At 66.2% G+C, this 20,290-nt stretch carries 26 protein-coding genes; 1 reads left to right on the top strand and 25 read right to left on the bottom strand.

The features are described from left to right. Positions 1–6: 6 nt before the first annotated feature. The 3 genes from H0X91_RS16375 to H0X91_RS16365 all read right to left on the bottom strand — a co-directional run bounded on the left by H0X91_RS16375 (position 7) and on the right by H0X91_RS16365 (position 2,974). Complete coding sequence (locus H0X91_RS16375; RefSeq protein WP_006485333.1) at positions 7–1,389, bottom strand: cytochrome b; 1,383 nt, start codon at positions 1,387–1,389, stop codon at positions 7–9. Next, positions 1,389–2,009, bottom strand: a complete 621-nt coding sequence (petA, locus tag H0X91_RS16370; protein WP_006491868.1) for a ubiquinol-cytochrome c reductase iron-sulfur subunit — start codon at positions 2,007–2,009, stop codon at positions 1,389–1,391. Before petA ends, H0X91_RS16375 begins: the two co-directional genes overlap by 1 nt. Positions 2,010–2,227: 218 nt before the next feature. Continuing rightward, the gene (locus H0X91_RS16365; RefSeq protein ID WP_006485336.1) at positions 2,228–2,974 is read right to left on the bottom strand and encodes a Nif3-like dinuclear metal center hexameric protein; all 747 of its coding nucleotides are present in this window, start codon (positions 2,972–2,974) and stop codon (positions 2,228–2,230) included. Between the two features lie 21 nt (positions 2,975–2,995). On the opposite strand from H0X91_RS16365, the gene H0X91_RS16360 reads away from it, so the two are divergent. Further along, positions 2,996–4,201, top strand: a complete 1,206-nt coding sequence (locus H0X91_RS16360; protein ID WP_006494427.1) for a Do family serine endopeptidase — start codon at positions 2,996–2,998, stop codon at positions 4,199–4,201. A 210-nt stretch (positions 4,202–4,411) separates the two neighbouring features. Here H0X91_RS16360 and tatC read toward each other — a convergent pair whose 3' ends face one another. The 22 genes from tatC to H0X91_RS16250 form a co-directional block, all read right to left on the bottom strand. Then, positions 4,412–5,200, bottom strand: a complete 789-nt coding sequence (gene tatC / locus H0X91_RS16355; RefSeq protein WP_006485341.1) for a twin-arginine translocase subunit TatC — start codon at positions 5,198–5,200, stop codon at positions 4,412–4,414. Positions 5,201–5,241: 41 nt separating this feature from the next. After that, positions 5,242–5,781 carry a Sec-independent protein translocase protein TatB gene (gene tatB / locus H0X91_RS16350; protein WP_006485331.1) on the bottom strand — a complete coding sequence of 180 codons (540 nt, stop codon included), beginning with the start codon at positions 5,779–5,781 and terminating at the stop codon, positions 5,242–5,244. A gap of 26 nt (positions 5,782–5,807) precedes the next feature. Continuing rightward, positions 5,808–6,038: a Sec-independent protein translocase subunit TatA gene (gene tatA / locus H0X91_RS16345; protein WP_006477115.1), complete on the bottom strand. Its 231-nt coding sequence runs from the start codon at positions 6,036–6,038 to the stop codon at positions 5,808–5,810. 93 nt (positions 6,039–6,131) lie between these two features. Further along, complete coding sequence (locus H0X91_RS16340) at positions 6,132–6,497, bottom strand: histidine triad nucleotide-binding protein (protein ID WP_006485352.1); 366 nt, start codon at positions 6,495–6,497, stop codon at positions 6,132–6,134. A 31-nt stretch (positions 6,498–6,528) separates the two neighbouring features. Then, on the bottom strand, positions 6,529–6,921 hold the full coding sequence (locus H0X91_RS16335) for a DUF4870 family protein (protein ID WP_006485332.1): 393 nt from the start codon (positions 6,919–6,921) through the stop codon (positions 6,529–6,531). A 70-nt stretch (positions 6,922–6,991) separates the two neighbouring features. Then, positions 6,992–7,357 carry a phosphoribosyl-ATP diphosphatase gene (locus H0X91_RS16330; RefSeq protein ID WP_006485344.1) on the bottom strand — a complete coding sequence of 122 codons (366 nt, stop codon included), beginning with the start codon at positions 7,355–7,357 and terminating at the stop codon, positions 6,992–6,994. After that, positions 7,354–7,770 (bottom strand): phosphoribosyl-AMP cyclohydrolase, encoded by a 417-nt coding sequence (gene hisI / locus H0X91_RS16325; RefSeq protein ID WP_006494429.1) that lies wholly within the window; start codon positions 7,768–7,770, stop codon positions 7,354–7,356. The genes H0X91_RS16330 and hisI overlap by 4 nt, the downstream gene beginning before the upstream one ends. Next, positions 7,770–8,543: an imidazole glycerol phosphate synthase subunit HisF gene (hisF, locus tag H0X91_RS16320; RefSeq protein ID WP_062911046.1), complete on the bottom strand. Its 774-nt coding sequence runs from the start codon at positions 8,541–8,543 to the stop codon at positions 7,770–7,772. The genes hisI and hisF overlap by 1 nt, the downstream gene beginning before the upstream one ends. A 106-nt stretch (positions 8,544–8,649) precedes the next feature. Beyond that, positions 8,650–9,405 carry a 1-(5-phosphoribosyl)-5-[(5-phosphoribosylamino)methylideneamino]imidazole-4-carboxamide isomerase gene (gene hisA, locus H0X91_RS16315; protein ID WP_006477123.1) on the bottom strand — a complete coding sequence of 252 codons (756 nt, stop codon included), beginning with the start codon at positions 9,403–9,405 and terminating at the stop codon, positions 8,650–8,652. Between the two features lie 163 nt (positions 9,406–9,568). Beyond that, complete coding sequence (gene hisH, locus H0X91_RS16310; RefSeq protein ID WP_012492306.1) at positions 9,569–10,210, bottom strand: imidazole glycerol phosphate synthase subunit HisH; 642 nt, start codon at positions 10,208–10,210, stop codon at positions 9,569–9,571. Next, positions 10,207–10,827 (bottom strand): YchE family NAAT transporter, encoded by a 621-nt coding sequence (locus H0X91_RS16305; protein ID WP_006485349.1) that lies wholly within the window; start codon positions 10,825–10,827, stop codon positions 10,207–10,209. Before H0X91_RS16305 ends, hisH begins: the two co-directional genes overlap by 4 nt. A gap of 61 nt (positions 10,828–10,888) precedes the next feature. Next, positions 10,889–11,476 (bottom strand): imidazoleglycerol-phosphate dehydratase HisB, encoded by a 588-nt coding sequence (hisB, locus tag H0X91_RS16300; RefSeq protein ID WP_006477126.1) that lies wholly within the window; start codon positions 11,474–11,476, stop codon positions 10,889–10,891. Between the two features lie 65 nt (positions 11,477–11,541). Continuing rightward, complete coding sequence (gene hisC, locus H0X91_RS16295; RefSeq protein ID WP_006485351.1) at positions 11,542–12,615, bottom strand: histidinol-phosphate transaminase; 1,074 nt, start codon at positions 12,613–12,615, stop codon at positions 11,542–11,544. Positions 12,616–12,713: 98 nt separating this feature from the next. Beyond that, positions 12,714–14,030, bottom strand: a complete 1,317-nt coding sequence (gene hisD / locus H0X91_RS16290) for a histidinol dehydrogenase (protein ID WP_006494431.1) — start codon at positions 14,028–14,030, stop codon at positions 12,714–12,716. Between the two features lie 24 nt (positions 14,031–14,054). Next, positions 14,055–14,708, bottom strand: a complete 654-nt coding sequence (gene hisG, locus H0X91_RS16285; protein ID WP_006477129.1) for an ATP phosphoribosyltransferase — start codon at positions 14,706–14,708, stop codon at positions 14,055–14,057. Then, positions 14,705–16,054, bottom strand: a complete 1,350-nt coding sequence (gene murA, locus H0X91_RS16280; RefSeq protein ID WP_006485350.1) for a UDP-N-acetylglucosamine 1-carboxyvinyltransferase — start codon at positions 16,052–16,054, stop codon at positions 14,705–14,707. Before murA ends, hisG begins: the two co-directional genes overlap by 4 nt. A gap of 14 nt (positions 16,055–16,068) precedes the next feature. After that, positions 16,069–16,308 carry a BolA family protein gene (locus tag H0X91_RS16275; protein WP_006477131.1) on the bottom strand — a complete coding sequence of 80 codons (240 nt, stop codon included), beginning with the start codon at positions 16,306–16,308 and terminating at the stop codon, positions 16,069–16,071. Between the two features lie 53 nt (positions 16,309–16,361). Further along, positions 16,362–17,183, bottom strand: a complete 822-nt coding sequence (locus H0X91_RS16270; RefSeq protein ID WP_230391008.1) for an ABC transporter permease — start codon at positions 17,181–17,183, stop codon at positions 16,362–16,364. After that, positions 17,180–18,106 (bottom strand): ABC transporter ATP-binding protein, encoded by a 927-nt coding sequence (locus tag H0X91_RS16265; protein WP_006485348.1) that lies wholly within the window; start codon positions 18,104–18,106, stop codon positions 17,180–17,182. The genes H0X91_RS16270 and H0X91_RS16265 overlap by 4 nt, the downstream gene beginning before the upstream one ends. Before the next feature lie 192 nt (positions 18,107–18,298). Next, complete coding sequence (locus tag H0X91_RS16260; RefSeq protein WP_006485329.1) at positions 18,299–18,574, bottom strand: STAS domain-containing protein; 276 nt, start codon at positions 18,572–18,574, stop codon at positions 18,299–18,301. Continuing rightward, positions 18,571–19,200, bottom strand: coding sequence for an MlaC/ttg2D family ABC transporter substrate-binding protein (locus tag H0X91_RS16255; protein ID WP_012492305.1), 630 nt, complete (start codon positions 19,198–19,200; stop codon positions 18,571–18,573). Before H0X91_RS16255 ends, H0X91_RS16260 begins: the two co-directional genes overlap by 4 nt. Positions 19,201–19,311: 111 nt before the next feature. Continuing rightward, positions 19,312–20,274 carry an MlaA family lipoprotein gene (locus tag H0X91_RS16250; protein ID WP_060267985.1) on the bottom strand — a complete coding sequence of 321 codons (963 nt, stop codon included), beginning with the start codon at positions 20,272–20,274 and terminating at the stop codon, positions 19,312–19,314. Between the last annotated feature and the right edge of the window lie 16 nt (positions 20,275–20,290).

Genomic DNA, 20,290 nt, shown 5'->3' with positions numbered 1-20,290 from the left:
CTCACGTTAATGGGGCTTGAAGCGCACCCGCTCCGGCGGCTGCTTGAACGTGCCAAGCGGCGTCCAGACGGGCATGCCGAGGAAGAACGCGAAGTAGATCAACGCGCAGAACTGCGCGATCAGCGTCGCCGCCGGCGAGGGCGGCCGCGTGCCGAGGAAGGCGAGGGTCAGGAACGCCGCGACGAAGATCCCGAGGAACACCTTGTGGAACAGCGGCCGGTAGCGGATCGACTTCACCGGGCTGCGGTCGAGCCACGGCAGGAAGAACAGCGAGATCACCGCCGAGCCCATCACGACGACGCCCCAGAACTTCGACTCCGTCAGGTACATGAACACGACGATCGCGGCCGCCAGCACCGGCAGCCCGACCTTCCACTTGCCGCGCGCGCGGATCAGCGCGAGCACGCCGAGCAGCGCGATCACGATCATCAGCACGATCTTGAACGGGTCGGTGGTCGCGCGCAGCATCGCGTAGAACGCGGTGAAGTACCAGACCGGCGCGATCTCGGGCGGCGTCTGCAGCGGGTTCGCCGGGACGAAGTTGTTCGCCTCGAGGAAGTAGCCGCCCATCTCCGGCGAGAAGAACACGATCAGCGCGAACACCATCAGGAACACGCACACGCCGAGGAAATCGTGGACCGAGTAGTACGGGTGGAACGGGATGCCGTCGAGCGGAATGCCGTTCTCGTCCTTCTTCGCCTTGATCTCGATGCCGTCCGGATTATTCGACCCCACTTCGTGCAGCGCGACCAGGTGGGCGACGACGAGGCCGACCAGCACCAGCGGAATCGCGATCACGTGGAACGCGAAGAAGCGGTTCAGCGTGACGTCGGACACGACGTAGTCGCCGCGAATCCACAGCGACAGGTCCGGGCCGACGAACGGGATCGCCGAGAACAGGTTCACGATCACCTGCGCGCCCCAGAACGACATCTGGCCCCACGGCAGCAGGTAGCCGAAGAACGCTTCGGCCATCAGGCACAGGAAGATCGCGCAGCCGAAGATCCACACGAGCTCGCGCGGCTTGCGGTACGAACCGTACAGCAGCCCGCGGAACATGTGCAGGTAGACGACCACGAAGAACATCGATGCACCGGTCGAGTGCATGTAGCGGATCAGCCAGCCCCACGGCACCTCGCGCATGATGTACTCGACCGACGCGAACGCGAGCATCGAGTCGGGCTTGTAGTTCATCGTCAGGAAGATGCCCGTGACGATCTGGTTGACGAGCACCAGCAGCGCGAGGGAGCCGAAGAAGTACCAGAAGTTGAAGTTCTTCGGCGCGTAATACTCGGATACGTGCTTCTTCCAGGTGGACGTGAGCGGGAAGCGCTGGTCGATCCAGCCGGTGAAACCTGTGGTGGAGACTTCCTTGTTGTCGGCGGCCATCACGCTTCTCCTTTCTCGTCCTTGCCGATCACGAGGGTCGTCGCCGACGTGAACATGTAGGGCGGGATGTCGAGATTCTGAGGCGCCGGCTTGTTCTTGAACACACGGCCGGCGAGGTCGTAGGTCGAACCGTGGCACGGGCACAGGAAACCGCCCGGCCAGTCGTCCGGCAGGTTCGGCTGCGGACCCGGCGTGAAGCGTTGGCTAGGCGTGCAGCCGAGGTGCGTACACACGGCCATCACGACGAGAATGTTCTTGCGATCGGCCCGCGACCGATATTCGTTGGCGCAATACGCGGGCAACGGCATCGAATACGGGGATTTCGTGGCCGGATCGGCCACTTCCTTGTCGGCCTTGACCACGTCGGCCAGCATCGAATCGGTGCGATTCAGGATCCAGACCGGCTTGCCGCGCCACGGCACGGTGACCATTTCGCCGGGCTTCAGGCCGCTGATGTCGACCTCGACCGGCGCACCGGCCGCTTTCGCTTTCGCGGACGGCGCAAGCGACGCCGCGAAAGGTATGACGGTGGCTACGCCTCCTACGCCACCTGCTACGGATGTCGCAATCAGCCAGGTACGGCGGCCGCTGTCGACGCGTTTCTCTTCCTTGTCTCGCATCACACGCCCCACTTCTGAGTTGGATTTTCCGTCACGACTTTCCATTCCGCCGCTAGTTTGCTCGAATGGAGTCGCCATTTACAAGGCCCGGAGATGAAAATCCCTTCGAAGTGATTGATAGTTAAGGGTTATCCCCCACTATCGGAGCGATTAAATCATTTCACTTTTAAGCGGATGCTACATTGTGAAATTTCGATGCACTGCCGCAAATCCGGCGCTCAGACCGGATTATGAATATCGATAAAAAGGTGTTCGAGATCGAATTCTTCGGACAAGTGGCGCCCAAGCGCCTGGATCCCGTAGCGCTCGGTCGCATGGTGCCCCGCCGCAACGAACGCGACGCCGCTCTCCGCCGCCGCGTGGGTGGTCGACTCGGACACCTCGCCGGTCAGGAACACGTCCGCGCCGGCGTCGATCGCCGCGTCGAAATAGCTCTGCGCGGCGCCCGTGCACCACGCGATGCGGCGCAACTGCGTGTCCGGATCGCCGAGCACGAGCGGCGTGCGGCCCAGCGTGTTCTCGACCTTCGCGACGAAGTGCTCAAGCGTGACGGGCATCGGCAGCGTCGCCATCCAGCCGAGATCGCCTTCGCCGAACCGCTGCTCGCCGATCAGGCCGAGCTTTTCGCCAAGCTGCGCGTTGTTGCCGAATTCGGGATGCGCGTCGAGCGGCAGGTGGAACGCGAACAGGTTCAGGTCGTTCGCGAGCAGCAGCTTCAGGCGCTGATACTTGCGGCCGGTGATCTGCGGCGCCTCGTTGCGCCAGAAATAGCCGTGATGGACGAGCACGGCATCCGCACCCCATTCGAGCGCGGCTTCGAGGAAGGCGACCGACGCCGTCACGCCGGTGGCGATCTTCTCGATCTTGCGGCGCCCCTCGACCTGCAGGCCGTTCGGGCAATAGTCCTTGAAGCGCGCGGTTTCAAGGGTATTGTTCAAGTACAATTCAAGTTCGATCCGATCCATATAAACCTCTAATCCATTCAGATGCTTAGACGCTTCTGGCTGTTCTTCGCGCAGGCGGTGACCGTACTGCTCGCGCTGATGTTCATCGTCGTGACGCTCAAGCCGCAATGGCTGCAACGGCAAGGACAGCTCGGCAAGCAGCTTGCCACGCCGATCGTCGCGCTGCGGGAAGTCGCGCCGGGCATCGGCGGCGCACCGGCGACCACGTCGTATGCCGAAGCCGCGCAGAAGGCGATGCCGGCCGTCGTCAACGTGTTCTCCAGCAAGGACGGCTCGCTGCCGCCCGACCCGCGCGCGAAGGATCCGCTGTTCCGTTACTTCTTCGGCGACCGCAACGCCCGCAAGCAGCAGGACGAGCCGGCCGCCAACCTCGGCTCGGGCGTTATCGTGAGCCCGGAAGGTTACATTCTAACGAACCAGCACGTCGTGGACGGCGCCGACCAGATCGAAGTCGCGCTCGCCGACGGCCGCACGGCCACCGCGAAGGTGATCGGCAGCGATCCCGAAACCGATCTCGCCGTGCTCAAGATCAACATGACGAACCTGCCGACGATCACGCTCGGCCGCTCCGACCAGTCGCGCGTCGGCGACGTCGTGCTTGCGATCGGCAACCCGTTCGGCGTCGGCCAGACGGTCACGATGGGGATCATCAGCGCGCTCGGCCGCAACCACCTCGGCATCAACACGTTCGAGAACTTCATCCAGACCGACGCGCCGATCAACCCCGGCAACTCCGGCGGCGCGCTGGTCGACGTGAACGGCAACCTGCTCGGCATCAACACGGCGATCTACTCGCGCTCCGGCGGCTCGCTCGGCATCGGTTTCGCGATTCCGGTTTCGACCGCGCGCACGGTGCTCGAAAGCATCATCACGACGGGCTCGGTCACGCGCGGCTGGATCGGCGTCGAGCCGCAGGACGTCACGCCGGAGATCGCCGAGTCGTTCGGGCTCCAGCAGAAATCGGGCGCGATCGTCGCGGGCGTGCTGCAGGGCGGCCCGGCCGACAAGGCCGGCATCAAGCCGGGCGACATCCTGGTGAGCGTCAACGGCGAGGACATCACCGACACCACGAAGCTGCTGAACGTCGTCGCGCAGATCAAGCCGGGCACGCCGACCAAGGTGCACGTCGTACGCAAGGGCAAGCAGTTCGACGTGAACGTCGTGATCGGCAAGCGCCCGCCGCCGCCGAAGCAGACGCTCGACGAGCAGGACAGCGATAGCGAATGAGGCTGGGCAGGCGACGCGCCGCCTGCCGGTTGCGACGCGTCGTGATGCGCCGCGGAAATGGAAAAGGGCAGCCGGCTGGCTGCCCTTTTGCTTTGCTCCAAAACGATGTCGGGTGCCGCGAAAGCGGCGTGGGCACGCGCTGGCCGGCAGCCAACCGCAGCAGGTACCGGCCCCTCCAGCTTGACCGGAAAGCCGCCCGGCGCCGCGCCGTCAACCCGCGGCTTCGCCGTTCCCCGCCTCGCCCTCTTCGGCCGGCTTCTTCGGCACGAAGAACCGTGCGGCCAGCAGCCCGATCTCGAACAGCACGACGAGCGGCAGCGCCAGCATCAGTTGCGAAAACACGTCCGGCGGCGTGACGACCGCCGCGACCACGAATGCGCCGACGATCACGTACGGCCGCATCTCCTTCAGCTTCTTCAGGGACAGCACGCCCATCCGGACGAGCAGCACGACGACGATCGGCACCTCGAACGTGACCCCGAACGCGATGAACATCCCGAGCACGAAGCTCAGGTAGTTGTCGATGTCGGTCGTCATCTCGGCCCCGAGCGGCGCGTTGTAGTGCGCCATCACGCGGAAGATCGTCGGGAACACGAGGAAGTACGCGAACGCCATCCCGCACAGGAACAGGAAGTAGCTGCTGCCGACGAGCGGCGCGACGAGCTTCTTCTCGTGCTGGTACAGCCCCGGCGCGACGAACGCCCAGATCTGGTACAGCACGATCGGCAGCGCGATCACGAGCGCGACGAGCATCGTGACCTTCATCGGCACGAAGAACGAGCCGGTGACGTCGGTGACGATCATCTTGCCGTCTTTCGGCAGGTTGTCCATCAGCGGCCGCGCGAGCAGCTTGAAGATGTCCGGCGCCCAGTAGACGAGCCCGAGGAACACGACGATCACGGCCAAGCCCGCGCGAATGATGCGATCGCGAAGCTCGACGAGATGGGAAATGAAGGTTTCTTCCGGGGCGTCGCCCGGGTTCTGCTGGGGGTCGCTCACACCGGCCCTCGGTAGGATTGACGAGCGAGCATGCGCTCGACTCAGAAGAAGCGCGTCGGCCGGCGCAGGCTGGCCGGCTGATGACGCGCGACACGCGCGGCGCCCGACTGCACGTGCGTGCGACGGGTCGTCGCGCGCTTGTACCAGACGGGCGTCGCCGCCTGCTTGATGCGCCAGTTGCGGCGCTTCGGCGCAAGCGCGGCCGAACTGCCGCGCCACGACGGCGCCGCGGGCGTATCGGAACCAGGGGAACCGACGGACCCGGCGTCGCCGGCAGCCCCGTCAAGACCGCCGACCGCGGAATGCCACGTGTCGTTCAGTGCCTTCTCGTGCTCGCGCAAGTTGTCGTGAATCGTCGTCTCGACATTGCGCGCGGCCGATTCGAAATCGGTCTTCATCGTCCGCAGCGCGTCGAGTTCGATTTCGCGCGAGACCTCGGCCTTCACGTCGTTGATGTACCGCTGCGCGCGGCCGAACAGCGCGCCTGCCGTGCGCGCGACGCGCGGCAGGCGCTCGGGGCCGAGCACCACGAGCGCGACGACGCCGATCAGCGCCATCTTCGAAAGACCGAGATCCAGCATCGCGAATGCCTGTCAGCGTGCCGGCGTTACGCCTTGTTCGAATCGGAACGCGTCGTTTCCTTCGCGTTGACGTCGACCGCACCCGAACGCGGCAGTTGCTGCGCATCCGCCGGCGTTTCGCCTTCCTTCATGCCGTCCTTGAAACCCTTCACGGCGCTGCCGAGGTCGTTGCCGATGTTGCGCAGCTTCTTCGTACCGAAAACCAGCGCGACGATCAGCAGCACGATCAGCCAGTGCCAAATGCTCAATCCACCCATGATGAAACCTCTCCTCAACCACGCCGCGTCGCGGCGCAAATCGCCGGCGGCACGCCGGCTTCGACTATCGATGCGGGGAAACGCCCCGCTGCGTCAACCCATTCGCTGCCACGGGCGCGGGCCGGCCAGGATATGCGCGTGCAGGTGGTAGACCTCCTGCCCGCCGCCCGGGCCCGTGTTGATCACCGTACGGAAACCGGTTTCGCCGCCCGTATACGCGACGCCGAGCTGGTCGGCCAGACGCGCGACGAGCAGCATCAGCCGGCCGAGCATCGGCGCATCGGCGTCGCTCGCCGCCGACAGCGTCGGCAGGTGCTGGCGCGGAATCACGAGCACGTGCGTGTCGGCCGCCGGGCGGATGTCGCGGAACGCGACGAATTCGTCGTCCTCGTGCACCTTCGTGCTCGGGATCTCGCCTGCCGCGATCTTGCAGAACAGGCAATTCGGATCGTGACTCATGTTGCTCCTGCAGACGCCCGCGCGCGGCCGGTCAGAACCATGCCTGCGGATCGAGCGCCTTGTTGTCGTTCAGGTACAGCCAACCCTTGATGATACGGTACAGCGTCCAAATCCATGTGACAAACATGATCACGAATCCCACCCCCACGAACAGCAGCGCGATGCCGATCACGTATGCGATCAGCGCGCGCCAGAACGTGCGGATCTGCCACTCGAAGTGATCGGCGTACGGCGTGCCGGCCACGTCGCCGCGCTTCACGTAGTTGATGATGATCGCGATGATGCCCGTGACGCCACCCGTCAGCCAGTGAATCGCATAGAGGCCGTACAGCACGTGGGTCAGCGTGCGCAGCCCGTTCAGGCGTTCGGCATCCGCGGCTCCCGGCACCGCCGGCGTCGGAAACTGGTTCGACGTATCGTTCATGATGCTACCCCCGTTAGATGACAATTCTTACAGCTTACCGCACTGTTGCCACCGCGGCGGGGCATGCCCGTCACCCGCCGTTTTCCTCGCGCTCGCGACGCTTGCGCAGCGCCTTTTCCTCGATGCCCGACAAGCCTTCGCGACGCTCGAGTTCGGCGATCACGTCAGCCGGGCTCAGGTCGAAATGCGACAGCATCACGAGGCAGTGGAACCACAGGTCGGCCACCTCGCCGACGAGCGCGGTCGGCGCGCCGCCCTGGCGCACGTCCTTCGCGGCCAGCACGACTTCCGTCGCCTCTTCGCCGATCTTCTTCAGCACCGCGTCGTCGCCCTTGTGGAACAGGCGCGACACGTACGATTGGTCGGGGTCGCCGCCCTTGCGGCTATCGATCACGGCCGCGAGGCGCAGCAGCGTGTCTTCGGTCGATTGCGTCATTTGTAGATGTGTTCGGGGTCTTTCAGCACCGGTTCGACCGCGACCCAGTCGCCGCTGTCCACGTTGCCTTCGAATTTCTGGAAGAAGCACGAATGCCGGCCGGTGTGGCATGCGATGCCCGACACCTGCTCGACCTTCAGCAGCACGACGTCCTCGTCGCAGTCGAGCCGCACTTCGTGCACGTGCTGCACGTGGCCCGACTCCTCGCCCTTGAACCACAGGCGCTTGCGCGAACGCGAATAGTAGACCGCGCGCTGCGTCTCGACCGTCTTCGCGAGCGCCTCGCGATTCATCCACGCGAACATCAGCACATCGTTGGTCGACGCTTCCTGCGCGATCACCGGCACGAGGCCGTTGTCGTCCCAGCGGACCTTGTCGAGCCACGCGGGCAGGGATTTCGTTTCCGTATTCATCACAGCCTCACCGCGATGCCCTGGTCGGACATGAAGCGCTTCGCCTCGCCGACCGTGTGCTCGCCGTAGTGGAAGATACTCGCGGCCAGCACCGCGTCGGCGCGGCCGTCCTTGATGCCGTCGGCCAGGTGCTGCAGCGAACCGACGCCGCCCGACGCGATCACCGGCACCGGCACCGCATCCGACACGCCGCGCGTGAGCGCGAGGTCGAAGCCCGACTTCGTGCCGTCGCGGTCCATGCTCGTGAGCAGGATCTCGCCGGCGCCGAGTTCGGCCATCTTGCGCGCCCATTCGATCGCGTCGAGGCCCGTGTTCTTGCGGCCGCCGTGCGTGAACACTTCCCAGCGCGGCGGCTCGCCGTCGGCCGACACGCGCTTCGCATCGATCGCGACGACGATGCACTGCGAGCCGTACTTGCCGGCCGCGTCGCGCACGAGCTGCGGGTTCGCGACCGCCGACGAATTCATGCTGACCTTGTCCGCGCCCGCGTTCAGCAAGCGCCGCACGTCCTCGACGGCGCGCACGCCACCGCCGACGGTCAGCGGAATGAACACCTGCGACGCAACGGCTTCGATGATCGGCAGGATCAGGTCGCGCTGGTCGGACGTCGCGGTGATGTCGAGGAAGGTCAGTTCGTCGGCACCCTGGTCGTCGTAGCGGCGGGCGATTTCGACGGGGTCGCCGGCGTCGCGCAGCTCGACGAAATTGACGCCCTTGACGACACGCCCGGCGGTCACGTCCAGGCAGGGGATGATGCGTTTAGCTAGAGCCATGATGTTGCGCCAAATGCCGCGCTGGGACGGCCGGTTGCGGAAGCCTCGCGCGAGGCTTCCGGTCGGGGCCGCCTGCGGGCAGCCCCGGCGAACGGGACAACCGCGGTTACGCGTTGTCGAGTTCGCCGTTCAGTTCGTCCGCGCGCTTTTGCGCGGCCGCGAAATCGAGATCGCCGGAGTAGATCGCACGGCCGCAGATCACGCCTTCGACGCCGTGCTCTTCCACTTCGCACAGGCTCTCGATGTCCGTGAGGTTCGACAGGCCACCGCTGGCGATCACCGGGATGCCGACCGCCTGCGCGAGCTTCACCGTCGCGTCGATGTTGATGCCCTGCAGCATCCCGTCGCGGCCGATGTCCGTGTAGACGATCGATTCGACGCCGTAATCCTCGAACTTCTTCGCGAGATCGATCACCTCGTGACCGGTCAGCTTGCTCCAGCCGTCGGTCGCGACCTTGCCGTCCTTCGCGTCCAGCCCGACGATGATGCTGCCGGAGAACGCGGTGCACGCGTCCTGCAGGAAGCCCGGGTTCTTCACGGCCGCCGTGCCGATGATCACGTAGGACAGGCCGGCGTCGAGATACTTCTCGATCGTCTCGAGGCTGCGGATGCCGCCGCCGAGCTGGACGGGAATTTCGTCGCCGACTTCGTCGAGGATCGCTTCGATCGCCTCGAGATTCTTCGGCTTGCCGGCGAATGCGCCGTTCAGGTCGACGAGATGGAGCCGCCGGGCGCCGAGATCGACCCACTTGCGGGCCATCGCCGCCGGGTCCTCGGAAAAAATCGTGGCCTGGTCCATATCGCCTTGTTTGAGGCGCACACACTGACCGTCTTTGAGGTCGATGGCCGGAATCAGCAACATAGCAATCGGGTGTCGTCGTGGAAAAAGAAAAGAATCCGGCGCGTACCGGCCAAACCGGTGCCGCGCCGTCTCGCTAGTTTAGTACAACTCTTTCGGCGCTTAGGCGGGCAAGCCCCGTGCGACAGGCCTTTCGGCCAGGGCGACTGTGGCTCGCGCACCACGTTTACGGTTTCCAGTGTACGAAGTTGCGATACAGACGCAACCCGACCTCCGCGCTTTTCTCCGGGTGGAATTGGGTCGCGAAGAGGTTGTCCCGCGCGACCGCGGACGTAAACGGCGCGCCGTAGGCCGTTTCGCCGACCGTGTGCGCCGGGTTGTCCGGCGTCACGTAATAGCTGTGCACGAAGTAGAAATACGCGTCGTCGGGCACGCCGTCCCACAGCGGGTGCGGCTGCGCCTGGCGCACGCGGTTCCAGCCCATCTGCGGCACCTTGAAGCGCGAGCCGTCGTCCTGCACGCGGCCGTCGAGCTCGAAACGCACAACCTTGCCGGGCAGGAGGCCGAGGCCCTTCGTGTCGCCTTCCGCGCTCCAGTCGAACAGCATCTGCTCGCCGACGCATACGCCGAGCAGCGGCTTCGTGCGCGACGCCTCGATCACGGCCTCCTGCAGGCCCGATTCGCCGAGGCAGCGCATGCAGTCCGGCATCGCACCCTGGCCGGGCAGCACGACGCGGTCGGCCGCGCGAATCGCGGCCGGCGTGTCGACGATCGCCACGTCGGCGGCCGGTTCGGCCTTCTTGAGCGCCTGCGCGACCGAGCGCAGGTTGCCCATCCCATAATCCACAATCGCAATCGAAGTTTTCATCTCAGTGCAGGCAGTAGCGCCCTCAGTCCATTGACGATGAATTCCACCGCCAGCGCCGACAGCATCAGACCCATCAGCCGCGTGGCGATGTTGATGCCGGTGCGGCCGATCCAGTTCGCGATCGGCTCGGCGAGCCGCATCGCGACGAAACACAGAAAAGCCAGGACCGCGCCGATCGCGACCAGTCCGGCCCGCTCATACCAGTGATGCGCGTTCGCCGCATAGATGATCACCGTGCTGATCGAGCCGGGGCCCGTGAGCAGCGGAATCGCCAGCGGCACGACCGCGATGTTGTCCTTCAGCTCGGCTTCGTGGCGCTCCTCCGGCGTCGATCGGGTGTTGCCGATCTGCGCGTTCAGCATGTTGATCGCCATCAGCAGCATGATGATCCCGCCGCCCACTTCGAGCGATCCGACCGAAATGCCGAAGAAGTTGATGATCTGCTGCCCGAGCAGCGCGGTCACCGTCATCACGCAGAACACCGACACCGATGCGATCCGGATCGTGCGCCGCCGCTCGTCGTCCGTCTGCTGCGCCGTCAGGCTCAGGAAGAACGGCACCGCGCCCACCGGATTGATCAGCGCGAGCAGCGAAATGAACGATTTGAGCAGATCCATCGCAAGCCGGCGCCGCGCGCCGAAGCCGTGAGGTTGTCCCGAGCGCAGTCCGTCCGGACGTTCAGAGGCTGCCTTTCGTCGACGGAATCTGCCCCGCCGCCCGCTCGTCGAGCTCCACCGCCGCGCGCAGCGCCCGGCCGAAGGCCTTGAACACCGTCTCGAGCTGGTGGTGCGCGTTGATCCCGCGCAGGTTGTCGATGTGCAGCGTGACGCCCGCGTGGTTCACGAAACCGCGGAAGAACTCGATCGACAGGTCGACGTCGAACGTGCCGATCCGCGCGCGTGTGAATGGCACGTGGAATTCGAGGCCCGGCCGGCCCGAGAAGTCGATCACGACGCGCGACAGCGCCTCGTCGAGCGGCACGTACGAATGGCCGTAGCGGCGGATGCCCTTGCGGTCGCCGATCGCCTTCGCGACGGCCTGACCGAGCGTGATGCCGACATCCTCGACCGTGTGGTGATCGTCGATATGCGTGTCGCCATGCGCTTCGACCTCGAGATCGACCAGACCGTGTCGCGCGATCTGGTCGAGCATATGGTCGAGAAACGGCACGCCGGTGGCCAGCTTCTGCTGGCCGGTGCCGTCGAGATCGAGCTTCACACGGATCTGCGTTTCGCTGGTATTGCGAACGACTTCCGCCACACGCATGGCAATTCCTTGATTGAGTCTGATGTAAATGGGGATTGATCGTCGCGCGCCGCCGCGCCCTGGGCTCAACCGGGCAGCGCGAGTTTCAAGGCGGCCAGCAGGCGGGCGTTTTCGTCGGGAGAACCGACGGTCAGCCGCACGCATTCGGCCAGTAATGGATGCATTTTACTCACGTTTTTGACCAGCACCCGCTCGGTGAGCAGCGCATCGAACACGGCAGCCGCGTCCGGCACCCGCACCAGCAGGAAATTGCCGGCGCTCGGGAACACCGTCGCTCCGGGCAGCGCGGCCACCGCCTGCGCGAGGCGCGCGCGCTCCGCACGCAATTCGGCCGCCTGCGCGTCGAGCACGTCGAGGTGATCGAGCAGGAAATCGGCGGTCGCCTGGGTCAGCACGTTGATGTTGTACGGCGGGCGCACCTTGTCGAACTCGTTCAGCCACGCGGGCAAGCCGACGAGATAGCCGAGGCGGATGCCCGCGAGGCCGAGCTTCGACACCGTGCGCATCACGACGACGTTGTCGAACTCGGCGGCGCGCGGCAGCCACGAACGCTCGGCGAACGGCTGGTACGCCTCGTCGATCACGATCAGGCTGTGGCGCGCGGCCGCGACGATCCGTTCGACGTCGGCATCGTCGTACAGCGTGCCGGTCGGGTTGTTCGGGTACGCGAGATAGACGATCGCCGGCCGGTGCTCGGCGATCGCCGCGAGCATCGCGTCGACGTCGAGCGTCAGGTCGGCCTGCAGCGGCACGCCGACGAATTCGAGCTGCGCGAACTTCGCCGACAGTTCGTACATCACGAAGCCCGGCACCGGTGCGAGCACCTTCGCGCCCGGCTGCGCGCACGCGACCGAGATCATGCTGATGATTTCGTCGGAACCGTTGCCGAGCAGCACGTCGCAGCCGGCCGGCACGCGCATCGCGTGGCGCAGCTTGTCGAGCAGCGCGGCCGGGCGCGGCGCCGGGTAGCGGTTCAGCGCGACCTGCGCGAGCCGCTCGCCGAGCGCCGCGGCGAGCGGCGCCGGCAGCGGATACGGGTTCTCCATCGCGTCGAGCTTCACGAACCCGCTCGCGTCCGGCACCGGATAGCTGGTCATCGCGAGCACGTCGCGGCGGATGATGTCTTGTGGCGTCGTCATGGTCTCAAGCCGGCGTGCGTCGCGCCGGCGTCAAAGGGTCGGCAGGGCGGCGGCTGCCGCCCTGCACTCGTCTCCTGCCCCGCTCCAAAAATGCGCGGTCAGCCCTTCATCCGGAACTCGGCGCTCCTTGCGTGCGCCTGCAGTCCTTCGCCGTAAGCGAGCTCGGACGCGATCTCGCCGAGCGTCTGCGCGCCTTCCGCGCTGACCTCGATCAGACTCGAGCGCTTGATGAAGTCGTACACGCCGAGCGGCGACGAGAAGCGCGCGGTGCGCGATGTCGGCAGCACGTGGTTCGGGCCGGCGCAGTAGTCGCCGAGGCTCTCGCTCGTGTAGCGGCCGAGGAAGATCGCGCCCGCGTGGCGGATCTGCTGGCCCCATTGCTGCGGCTCCAGCGCCGAGATTTCGAGGTGTTCCGGCGCGATGTCGTTGGCGATCCGGCACGCCTCGGCCATGTCGCGCACCTTGATCAGTGCGCCGCGACCCTCGAGCGACGCGCGGATCACGTCCTGGCGCGGCATCGTCGGCAGCAGCTCGTCGATCGCCTTTTCGACGCGATCGAGGAACGCACCGTCCGGGCACAGCAGGATCGACTGCGCGAGTTCGTCGTGCTCGGCCTGCGAGAACAGGTCCATCGCGACCCAGTTCGGATCGGTCGTGCCGTCGCACAGCACGAGGATTTCCGACGGCCCGGCGATCATGTCGATGCCGACCGTGCCGAACACGCGGCGCTTCGCCGACGCGACGTACGCGTTGCCGGGGCCGCAGATCTTGTCGACGGCCGGCACCGTCTCGGTGCCGTATGCGAGCGCGCCGACCGCCTGCGCGCCGCCGATCGTGAACACGCGATCGACGCCGCCGAGCAGCGCTGCGGCCAGCACGAGGTCGTTCTTCACGCCGTCCGGCGTCGGCACGACCATCACGATCTCGCCGACCCCCGCGACGCGCGCGGGAATCGCGTTCATCAGCACCGACGACGGATACGCGGCCTTGCCGCCCGGCACGTACAGGCCGACGCGGTCGAGCGGCGTGACCTTCTGGCCGAGCACCGTGCCGTCGCTTTCCGTGTACTGCCAGCTATGCGTGCCGCACTCGATCTTCTGCTTCTCGTGGTACGCGCGCACCCGCGCCGCGGCCGCTTCCAGCGCCGCGCGCGCCTTCGGCGCGAGGCCGTCGAGCGCCGTCTGCAGCGCGTCCTGCGGCAATTCGAGCGCGGCGACGCTGTTCGCGCTCAGCCGGTCGAAGCGGTTCGTGTACTCGAGCACCGCGGCGTCGCCGCGCGACTTCACGTCGGCGAGGATCTTCGCGACCGATTGCTCGATCGCTTCGTCTTCGCTCGCCTCGAACGCGAGCACGGCGCGCAGCGCGGCGCCGAAGCCTTCGTTCGTCGAATCGAGCTTGCGGATGGTGATGGACATGGGAGTTCCGTTACGGTGATGCGCTCAACCGCCATTCTGCGACGCGCGTTCGAACGCGTCGAGGATCGGCTTGAGCGCCGCGCGCTTCAGCTTCAGCGCGGCCTGGTTCACGACGAGGCGCGACGAGATCGCCATGATCTCCTCGACCTCGACCAGATTGTTCGCCTTCAGCGTGCCGCCCGAGCTGACGAGGTCGACGATCGCGTCGGCCAGCCCGACCAGCGGCGCGAGCTCCATCGAGCCGTACAGCTTGATCAGGTCGACGTGCACGCCCTTCGCGGCAAAGTGTTCGCGCGCCGTTTCGACGTACTTGGTCGCGACCCGCAGGCGCGCGCCCTGGCGCACTGCGTTCGCGTAGTCGAAACCGGCCGGCACGGCCACCGACATCCGGCAGCGCGCAATGTTCAGATCGATCGGCTGGTACAGGCCCGAGCCGCCGTGCTCGACCAGCACGTCCTTGCCGGCCACGCCGAAATCGGCCGCGCCGTATTCGACGTAGGTCGGCACGTCGCTCGCGCGCACGATGATCACGCGCAGGTTCGGATCGGTCGTCGGCAGGATCAGCTTGCGCGACGTTTCCGGGTCCTCGGCCACCTGCACGCCGGCGGCGGCCAGCAGCGGCAGGGTTTCCTCGAAAATCCGGCCCTTCGACAGGGCGAGGGTCAGCGGCGCGGTCATGCTTGGCTCCCGGAAAGGCGGCGCACGTTCGCGCCGACGGCGGTCAGTTTGGCTTCCATGCGGTCGTAACCGCGGTCCAGGTGATAGATGCGGTCGACGAGCGTTTCGCCGTCGGCGCGCAGCCCGGCGATCACGAGGCTCGCCGACGCACGCAGGTCGGTCGCCATCACGTTCGCGCCCGACAGCTTGTCGACGCCCGTCACGAGCGCCGTGTTGCCGTCGATCGTGATGTTCGCGCCGAGCCGGTTCAGCTCCTGCACATGCATGAAGCGGTTCTCGAAAATGGTCTCGACGACCTGCGCGGTGCCCGTCGCGACCGTATTGAGGGCCATGAACTGCGCCTGCATGTCGGTCGGGAACGCCGGGTATTCCGACGTGCGGATCGTCACCGCCGACGGGCGGCGATCCATCTTCACGCGCAGCCAGCTGTCGCCTTCCTCGATCGACACGCCGGCTTCGCGCAGCTTGTCGATCACCGCGTCGAGGATGTGCGGGCGCACGCCCGTCAGCATCACGTCGCCGCCGGCCGCCGCGACCGCGCACAGGAACGTGCCGGCCTCGATCCGGTCGGGGATCACCGCATGACGCGCGCCGTGCAGCCGCTCGACGCCCTGGATCACGAGGCGATCGGTGCCGATGCCGTCGATTTTCGCGCCCATCGCGACCAGCAAGTGTGCGAGATCGCTCACTTCCGGCTCGCGCGCGGCGTTTTCGATCACCGTCTCGCCGTCGGCGAGCGTCGCGGCCATCAGCAGGTTTTCCGTGCCCGTCACCGTGATCATGTCGGTCACGATGCGCGCGCCCTTCAGGCGCTTCGCGCGCGCCTCGATGAAGCCGTGCTCGATGCTGATCTCGGCGCCCATCGCCTGCAGGCCCTTGATGTGCTGGTCGACCGGTCGCGCGCCGATCGCGCAGCCGCCCGGCAGCGACACCTTCGCCTCGCCGAAACGCGCGAGCAGCGGTCCGAGCACGAGGATCGACGCGCGCATCGTCTTCACGAGCTCGTACGGCGCGACGAGGTTGTCGACGCGCGACGCGTCGAGCTGCACGCGGCAGCCGTCGGTCTCGCTCTTCACGCCCATCTGGTTCAGCACCTTCAGCGTCGTGCGCACGTCCTTCAGGTTCGGCACGTTGTCGAGATCGACCGGGTCGGCGGTGAGCAGACCCGCGCACAGGATCGGCAGCGCGGCGTTCTTCGCGCCCGACACGACGATCTCGCCGGACAGGCGGCGACCGCCTTCGATCGCGAGTTTGTCCATCCCCTGTCCCTGCGATTCCCCGTTGGCGGCCGGGTGTGCCGTGGCGACGCTCTGGACGGCGTCGCGCTCGTTGACGGTGACTTGCACTCAGTGATTTCCGTTTATGCGTTCTGCCATTCGGCGGGCGTCAGCGTCTTCATGCTGAGCGCGTGAATTTCCTGCTTCATGCGATCGCCGAGCGCCGCATAGACGAGCTGGTGCCGCTGGATCGGCCGCTTGCCTTCGAAGGCCGCCGACACGATCGTCGCGAAGAAATGCTGGCCGTCGCCTTCGACTTCCAGATGCGTGCAGGCGAGACCGCCGGCGATGTATTGCTTGACCTGTTCGGGAGTCGGCAACATGGTGTATGGCTCCTGTGGCGCGCGCCGCCCTGGGCGGCCGCGGCCTGACGATATCAATGACGCAGTTTGTAGCCGGTCGCGAGCAGCCGCATCGCGATCAGCGCGAGCAGCACGAAGAAACCGGTGACGATCGCGAGGCTCGCGAACGGGTTGATGTCGGACGCGCCGAAGAACCCGAAACGGAAGCCGTCGATCATGTAGAAAAACGGGTTGAGACGCGACACTTCGCGCCACACGGGCGGCAGCGAGTGCGTCGAATAGAACACGCCGGACAGGAACGTCAGCGGCATGATCAGGAAGTTCTGGAACGCGGCGAGCTGGTCGAACTTCTCGGCCCAGATCCCGGCGATCAGGCCGAGCGTGCCGAGGATCGCCGAGCCGAGCAGCGCGAACGCGATGATGGACAGCGGCGCCGCGAAGTGCATCGGGATAAACCAGATCGTCACGACGAACACGCCGGTGCCGACCGCGAGCCCGCGCACCACGGACGCGAGCACGTACGCGCCGAAGATGTCGCGGTACGACAGCGGCGGCAGCAGCATGAACACGAGGTTGCCGGTGATCTTCGACTGGATCAGCGACGACGAGCTGTTCGCGAACGCGTTCTGCAGCACGCTCATCATCACGAGGCCCGGCACGAGAAAGCTCACGTACTCGACGCCCGGATAGACCTCGACGCGGCCCGACAGCGCGTGGCCGAAGATCGTCAGATACAGCAGCGCGGTGACGATCGGCGCGAGCACCGTCTGGAACGACACCTTCCAGAAACGCAGCAGTTCCTTGTAGAACAGCGTGCGAAACCCGCTTCCCGGCACGCGCCGGGCCGTCCCCTCGGACGTCAGCGAACGCAGTTCGCGTGGGGAGTGTTGATTCATGCCAGCCCCTCGATCACCTCGGCCCCGTTCATCACCTGGACGAACACATCCTCGAGGTCGGCCTTGCGGACCTCGATCTCGTCGAACGTGCAACCGGCCGCGCGGCATTGCGCGAGGATGCGTTCGACCTCGTCGTAGCTCCCGAGACGCAGCAGGTGCTCGCCCGGCGCGCGCGCGGCCGGATCGGTCTCCAGCCCGCGCAGCTCGGCCGGCAGCGCACCGGTCGCGAACCGCAGGTACAGTTGCAGGCCCGCGAACCGGCGCAGCAGCGCGTCGGTGCGGTCGAGCGCGACGACTTCGCCCCGGCGCAGCATCGCGATGCGGTCGCACAGCGACTCGGCTTCCTCGAGGTAATGGGTGGTCAGCACGATCGTGTGACCCTCGCGGTTCAGGCGCGAGATGAATTTCCACAGCGTCTGGCGCAATTCGACGTCGACGCCGGCGGTCGGCTCGTCGAGCACGATCACCGGCGGCCGGTGCACGAGCGCCTGCGCGACGAGCACGCGGCGCTTCATCCCGCCCGACAGCGCGCGCATGTTCGCGTCGGCTTTCTCGGTGAGATCGAGATTGGCCATCACTTCATCGATCCAGTCGTCGTTGCGGCGCAGCCCGAAGTAGCCGGACTGGATCCGCAGCGTCTCGCGGACGGTGAAGAACGGGTCGAAAACGAGTTCCTGCGGCACGACGCCGAGCGCGCGGCGCGCATTGCGGAAGTCCTGGACGACGTCGTGACCGCGCACCGAGATACTGCCTTCGTCGGCCCGGGCGAGCCCGGCGAGGATACTGATGAGCGTGGTCTTGCCTGCGCCGTTGGGGCCGAGCAGACCGAAAAACTCGCCTTCCTCGACCGACAGGCTGACGCCCTTGAGCGCCTGAAGCGACTTGTAGCGCTTCTTGACGTGACGGATTTCTATGGCTGACATGACTGTGCGCGACGCCAGGGCCGCGACGCCTATTCTGTGCTTGCTGCGAAAGAAAATGGGGGCCGGACGCCGATTGGCTGCCCCGCAAAACGCTTGATTATAGGGCAAACCGGCTGGGGGAGCCGGCGCCGAGGGCGCGCGGCCTGAAGCATGCGCGCGCCGGCTGGCGCGGCAGGCTTCGGTCGGACAGGATCAATGTCGCCCGGTGCCTTCGATGAGCGCGTCGACGCCGTAGGCGTGCGCGAGGCTGGCGAGCTTCGGAGGGAGATTGAGGATGTCGAGGGTCGCGCCGCGCGCTTTGGCGGCACGTTGCCATGCGAGCAGCACGGCGAGCGCGGACGAGTCGAACTGCGTCAGCGCCGCGCAATCGACGGCGGTTGCGCCCGCACCGATGCGCGCAAGACCGGCCGCGAGCGCGGACTTCGCGCTCGCGACGGTCAGCGAGGAGCCGGCTTCGAAGCCGCTCACGACGCTTGCTTGCCGGCGGCAAGTTGCTGGTTGCGCTGCGTCAGGAACTGGATCAGCCCTTCCACGCCGCTTTGCTGGATCTTCTCGTTGAACTGCTGCTGGTAGGTCTGGATCAGCCATGCGCCGAGCACGTTCAGGTCATACACCTTCCAACCGTTCGCCGTCTTGTACAGGCGGTAATCGATCTGGACCGGCTGGCCGTTGTTCATCGCGACCGTCTTGACCACGACGTCGGTATCGGCCGGATCCGCACGGAACGGCGGGTACTGGATCTGCTGGTCCGGCTTCAGCTGCGCGAGCGCGCCCGAATACGTGCGGATCAGCAGCAGCTTGAACTGCTCCTGAACCTGCTGTTGCTGCTCGGCCGTCGCCGTGCGCCAGTTGCGGCCCATCGCGAGCTGCGTGGTGCGGCGGAAATCGGTGTACGGCAGGATGTCCTTGTTGACGATCGAGATGATGCGGTTGGTGTCGCCCTGCTTGATCGTCTGCTGCTTGACTTCGTCGAGCACCTGCTGCGTCGCCGTCTTGATCAGCGCCTGCGGGTTCGACTGGTCGACTTGCGCGTGAGCTGCGCTGCCGAACGAGAACAGCGCCGCGAAAACGGGGATCAGGAACAGTTTTTTCATCATAGTGGCCTGCATGAATGAGTCGATGCGAAGGTTGGAGCAGGTAGCTTACGCGCAAGTTCGCGTACGCTACCGACTGAATCGTTTCCGGCTGTAACGAATGTAAGTCCGTCAGTGCAGCCGGATGCTCGGGAACCGGAACCCGCCCGGCGACGGCGGCGCCACCTGCATCGCCGGCACGTTCGTCTCGCTGGCCGGGTTCGGCGATTCGGCCGTGCCCGACGCCGGCGCAGCAACCGCCGCGCCCGATGCGCCCGCCGGCGCCGCACCGCCCACCGCCGCCGCACCCGCGGTACCGGCCGCGCCGGCTGCCGCCGGTGCCGCGCCGTCTTCCGGCAGGTCGTACTTCGGCAGCGCGTCGTTGTTCGACGTTACGGCGGCCTCGCCGCGGGCGTTGCTGATCAGCGCCTGACGGCGCTGCAGGTACGCGTTGCGCACGAACGAATACTTGTCGAGCGCCGCGGCGTCCAGCACGTCGCCCGCGCCGAGCAGGTTCGCACGCGTGTTGACGAGGTTCACGCCGAACAGGCCCCAGCTCAGGCCATCCGGCTTCACGTAGGTAAGCGGGTTGCCGACGTAGTCGACGCCGAGGCCGGCCGTGTCACGCAGCGTGCTCGGGCCGAGCAGCGGCAGCACGAGATACGGGCCCGACGGCATGCCGTAGCGGCCCATCGTGATCCCGAAGTCGGCCGTGTGCTTCGGCAGCTTCGCGATCGTCGCGACGTCGAACAGACCGCCGACGCCGAACACCGTGTTGATCACGACGCGCATGATGTCACCGACGCCGTCCGCGATGCGCAACTGCACGATGTTGTTCGCCGCGATGTAGACGTCGCCGATGTTCGAGAAGAAGTTCGTCACGCTGTCGCGCACCGGCTGCGGCACCACGTACTGGTAGCCCTTCGCGACCGGTTTCAGCGCGTACGTGTCGACCGTGTCGTTGAACTTGTACATCGTCCGGTTGAAGCCTTCGAGCGGATCGCCCTTGGTCGGCGTCTGCACGGTCGCGCAGCCGCTCAACGCGGCGACTGCCGCTACCGCCAGCGCGGCGCGCCTGATGCGGATCGTGTGCATGGTCATTACCCTCTTG

It is taken from the genome of Burkholderia sp. 9777_1386 (genome assembly GCF_015712265.1).
GTDB classification, from domain to species: domain Bacteria; phylum Pseudomonadota; class Gammaproteobacteria; order Burkholderiales; family Burkholderiaceae; genus Burkholderia; species Burkholderia cenocepacia.
Note: the sequence above shows the minus strand (reverse complement) of the source record. Positions and strands in the feature narration are given on the sequence as shown.

Coding starts and splice junctions, on each gene's coding strand:
- H0X91_RS16375 (WP_006485333.1), bottom strand. CDS start 1,389: ATGGCCGCCGACAACAAGGAAGTCTCCACCACAGGTTTCACCGGCTGG.
- petA (WP_006491868.1), bottom strand. CDS start 2,009: ATGCGAGACAAGGAAGAGAAACGCGTCGACAGCGGCCGCCGTACCTGG.
- H0X91_RS16365 (WP_006485336.1), bottom strand. CDS start 2,974: ATGGATCGGATCGAACTTGAATTGTACTTGAACAATACCCTTGAAACC.
- H0X91_RS16360 (WP_006494427.1), top strand. CDS start 2,996: ATGCTTAGACGCTTCTGGCTGTTCTTCGCGCAGGCGGTGACCGTACTG.
- tatB (WP_006485331.1), bottom strand. CDS start 5,781: ATGCTGGATCTCGGTCTTTCGAAGATGGCGCTGATCGGCGTCGTCGCG.
- tatA (WP_006477115.1), bottom strand. CDS start 6,038: ATGGGTGGATTGAGCATTTGGCACTGGCTGATCGTGCTGCTGATCGTC.
- H0X91_RS16340 (WP_006485352.1), bottom strand. CDS start 6,497: ATGAGTCACGATCCGAATTGCCTGTTCTGCAAGATCGCGGCAGGCGAG.
- H0X91_RS16335 (WP_006485332.1), bottom strand. CDS start 6,921: ATGAACGATACGTCGAACCAGTTTCCGACGCCGGCGGTGCCGGGAGCC.
- H0X91_RS16330 (WP_006485344.1), bottom strand. CDS start 7,357: ATGACGCAATCGACCGAAGACACGCTGCTGCGCCTCGCGGCCGTGATC.
- hisI (WP_006494429.1), bottom strand. CDS start 7,770: ATGAATACGGAAACGAAATCCCTGCCCGCGTGGCTCGACAAGGTCCGC.
- hisF (WP_062911046.1), bottom strand. CDS start 8,543: ATGGCTCTAGCTAAACGCATCATCCCCTGCCTGGACGTGACCGCCGGG.
- hisA (WP_006477123.1), bottom strand. CDS start 9,405: ATGTTGCTGATTCCGGCCATCGACCTCAAAGACGGTCAGTGTGTGCGC.
- hisH (WP_012492306.1), bottom strand. CDS start 10,210: ATGAAAACTTCGATTGCGATTGTGGATTATGGGATGGGCAACCTGCGC.
- H0X91_RS16305 (WP_006485349.1), bottom strand. CDS start 10,827: ATGGATCTGCTCAAATCGTTCATTTCGCTGCTCGCGCTGATCAATCCG.
- hisB (WP_006477126.1), bottom strand. CDS start 11,476: ATGCGTGTGGCGGAAGTCGTTCGCAATACCAGCGAAACGCAGATCCGT.
- hisC (WP_006485351.1), bottom strand. CDS start 12,615: ATGACGACGCCACAAGACATCATCCGCCGCGACGTGCTCGCGATGACC.
- hisD (WP_006494431.1), bottom strand. CDS start 14,030: ATGTCCATCACCATCCGCAAGCTCGATTCGACGAACGAAGGCTTCGGC.
- hisG (WP_006477129.1), bottom strand. CDS start 14,708: ATGACCGCGCCGCTGACCCTCGCCCTGTCGAAGGGCCGGATTTTCGAG.
- H0X91_RS16275 (WP_006477131.1), bottom strand. CDS start 16,308: ATGTTGCCGACTCCCGAACAGGTCAAGCAATACATCGCCGGCGGTCTC.
- H0X91_RS16270 (WP_230391008.1), bottom strand. CDS start 17,183: ATGAATCAACACTCCCCACGCGAACTGCGTTCGCTGACGTCCGAGGGG.
- H0X91_RS16265 (WP_006485348.1), bottom strand. CDS start 18,106: ATGTCAGCCATAGAAATCCGTCACGTCAAGAAGCGCTACAAGTCGCTT.
- H0X91_RS16255 (WP_012492305.1), bottom strand. CDS start 19,200: ATGAAAAAACTGTTCCTGATCCCCGTTTTCGCGGCGCTGTTCTCGTTC.
- H0X91_RS16250 (WP_060267985.1), bottom strand. CDS start 20,274: ATGCACACGATCCGCATCAGGCGCGCCGCGCTGGCGGTAGCGGCAGTC.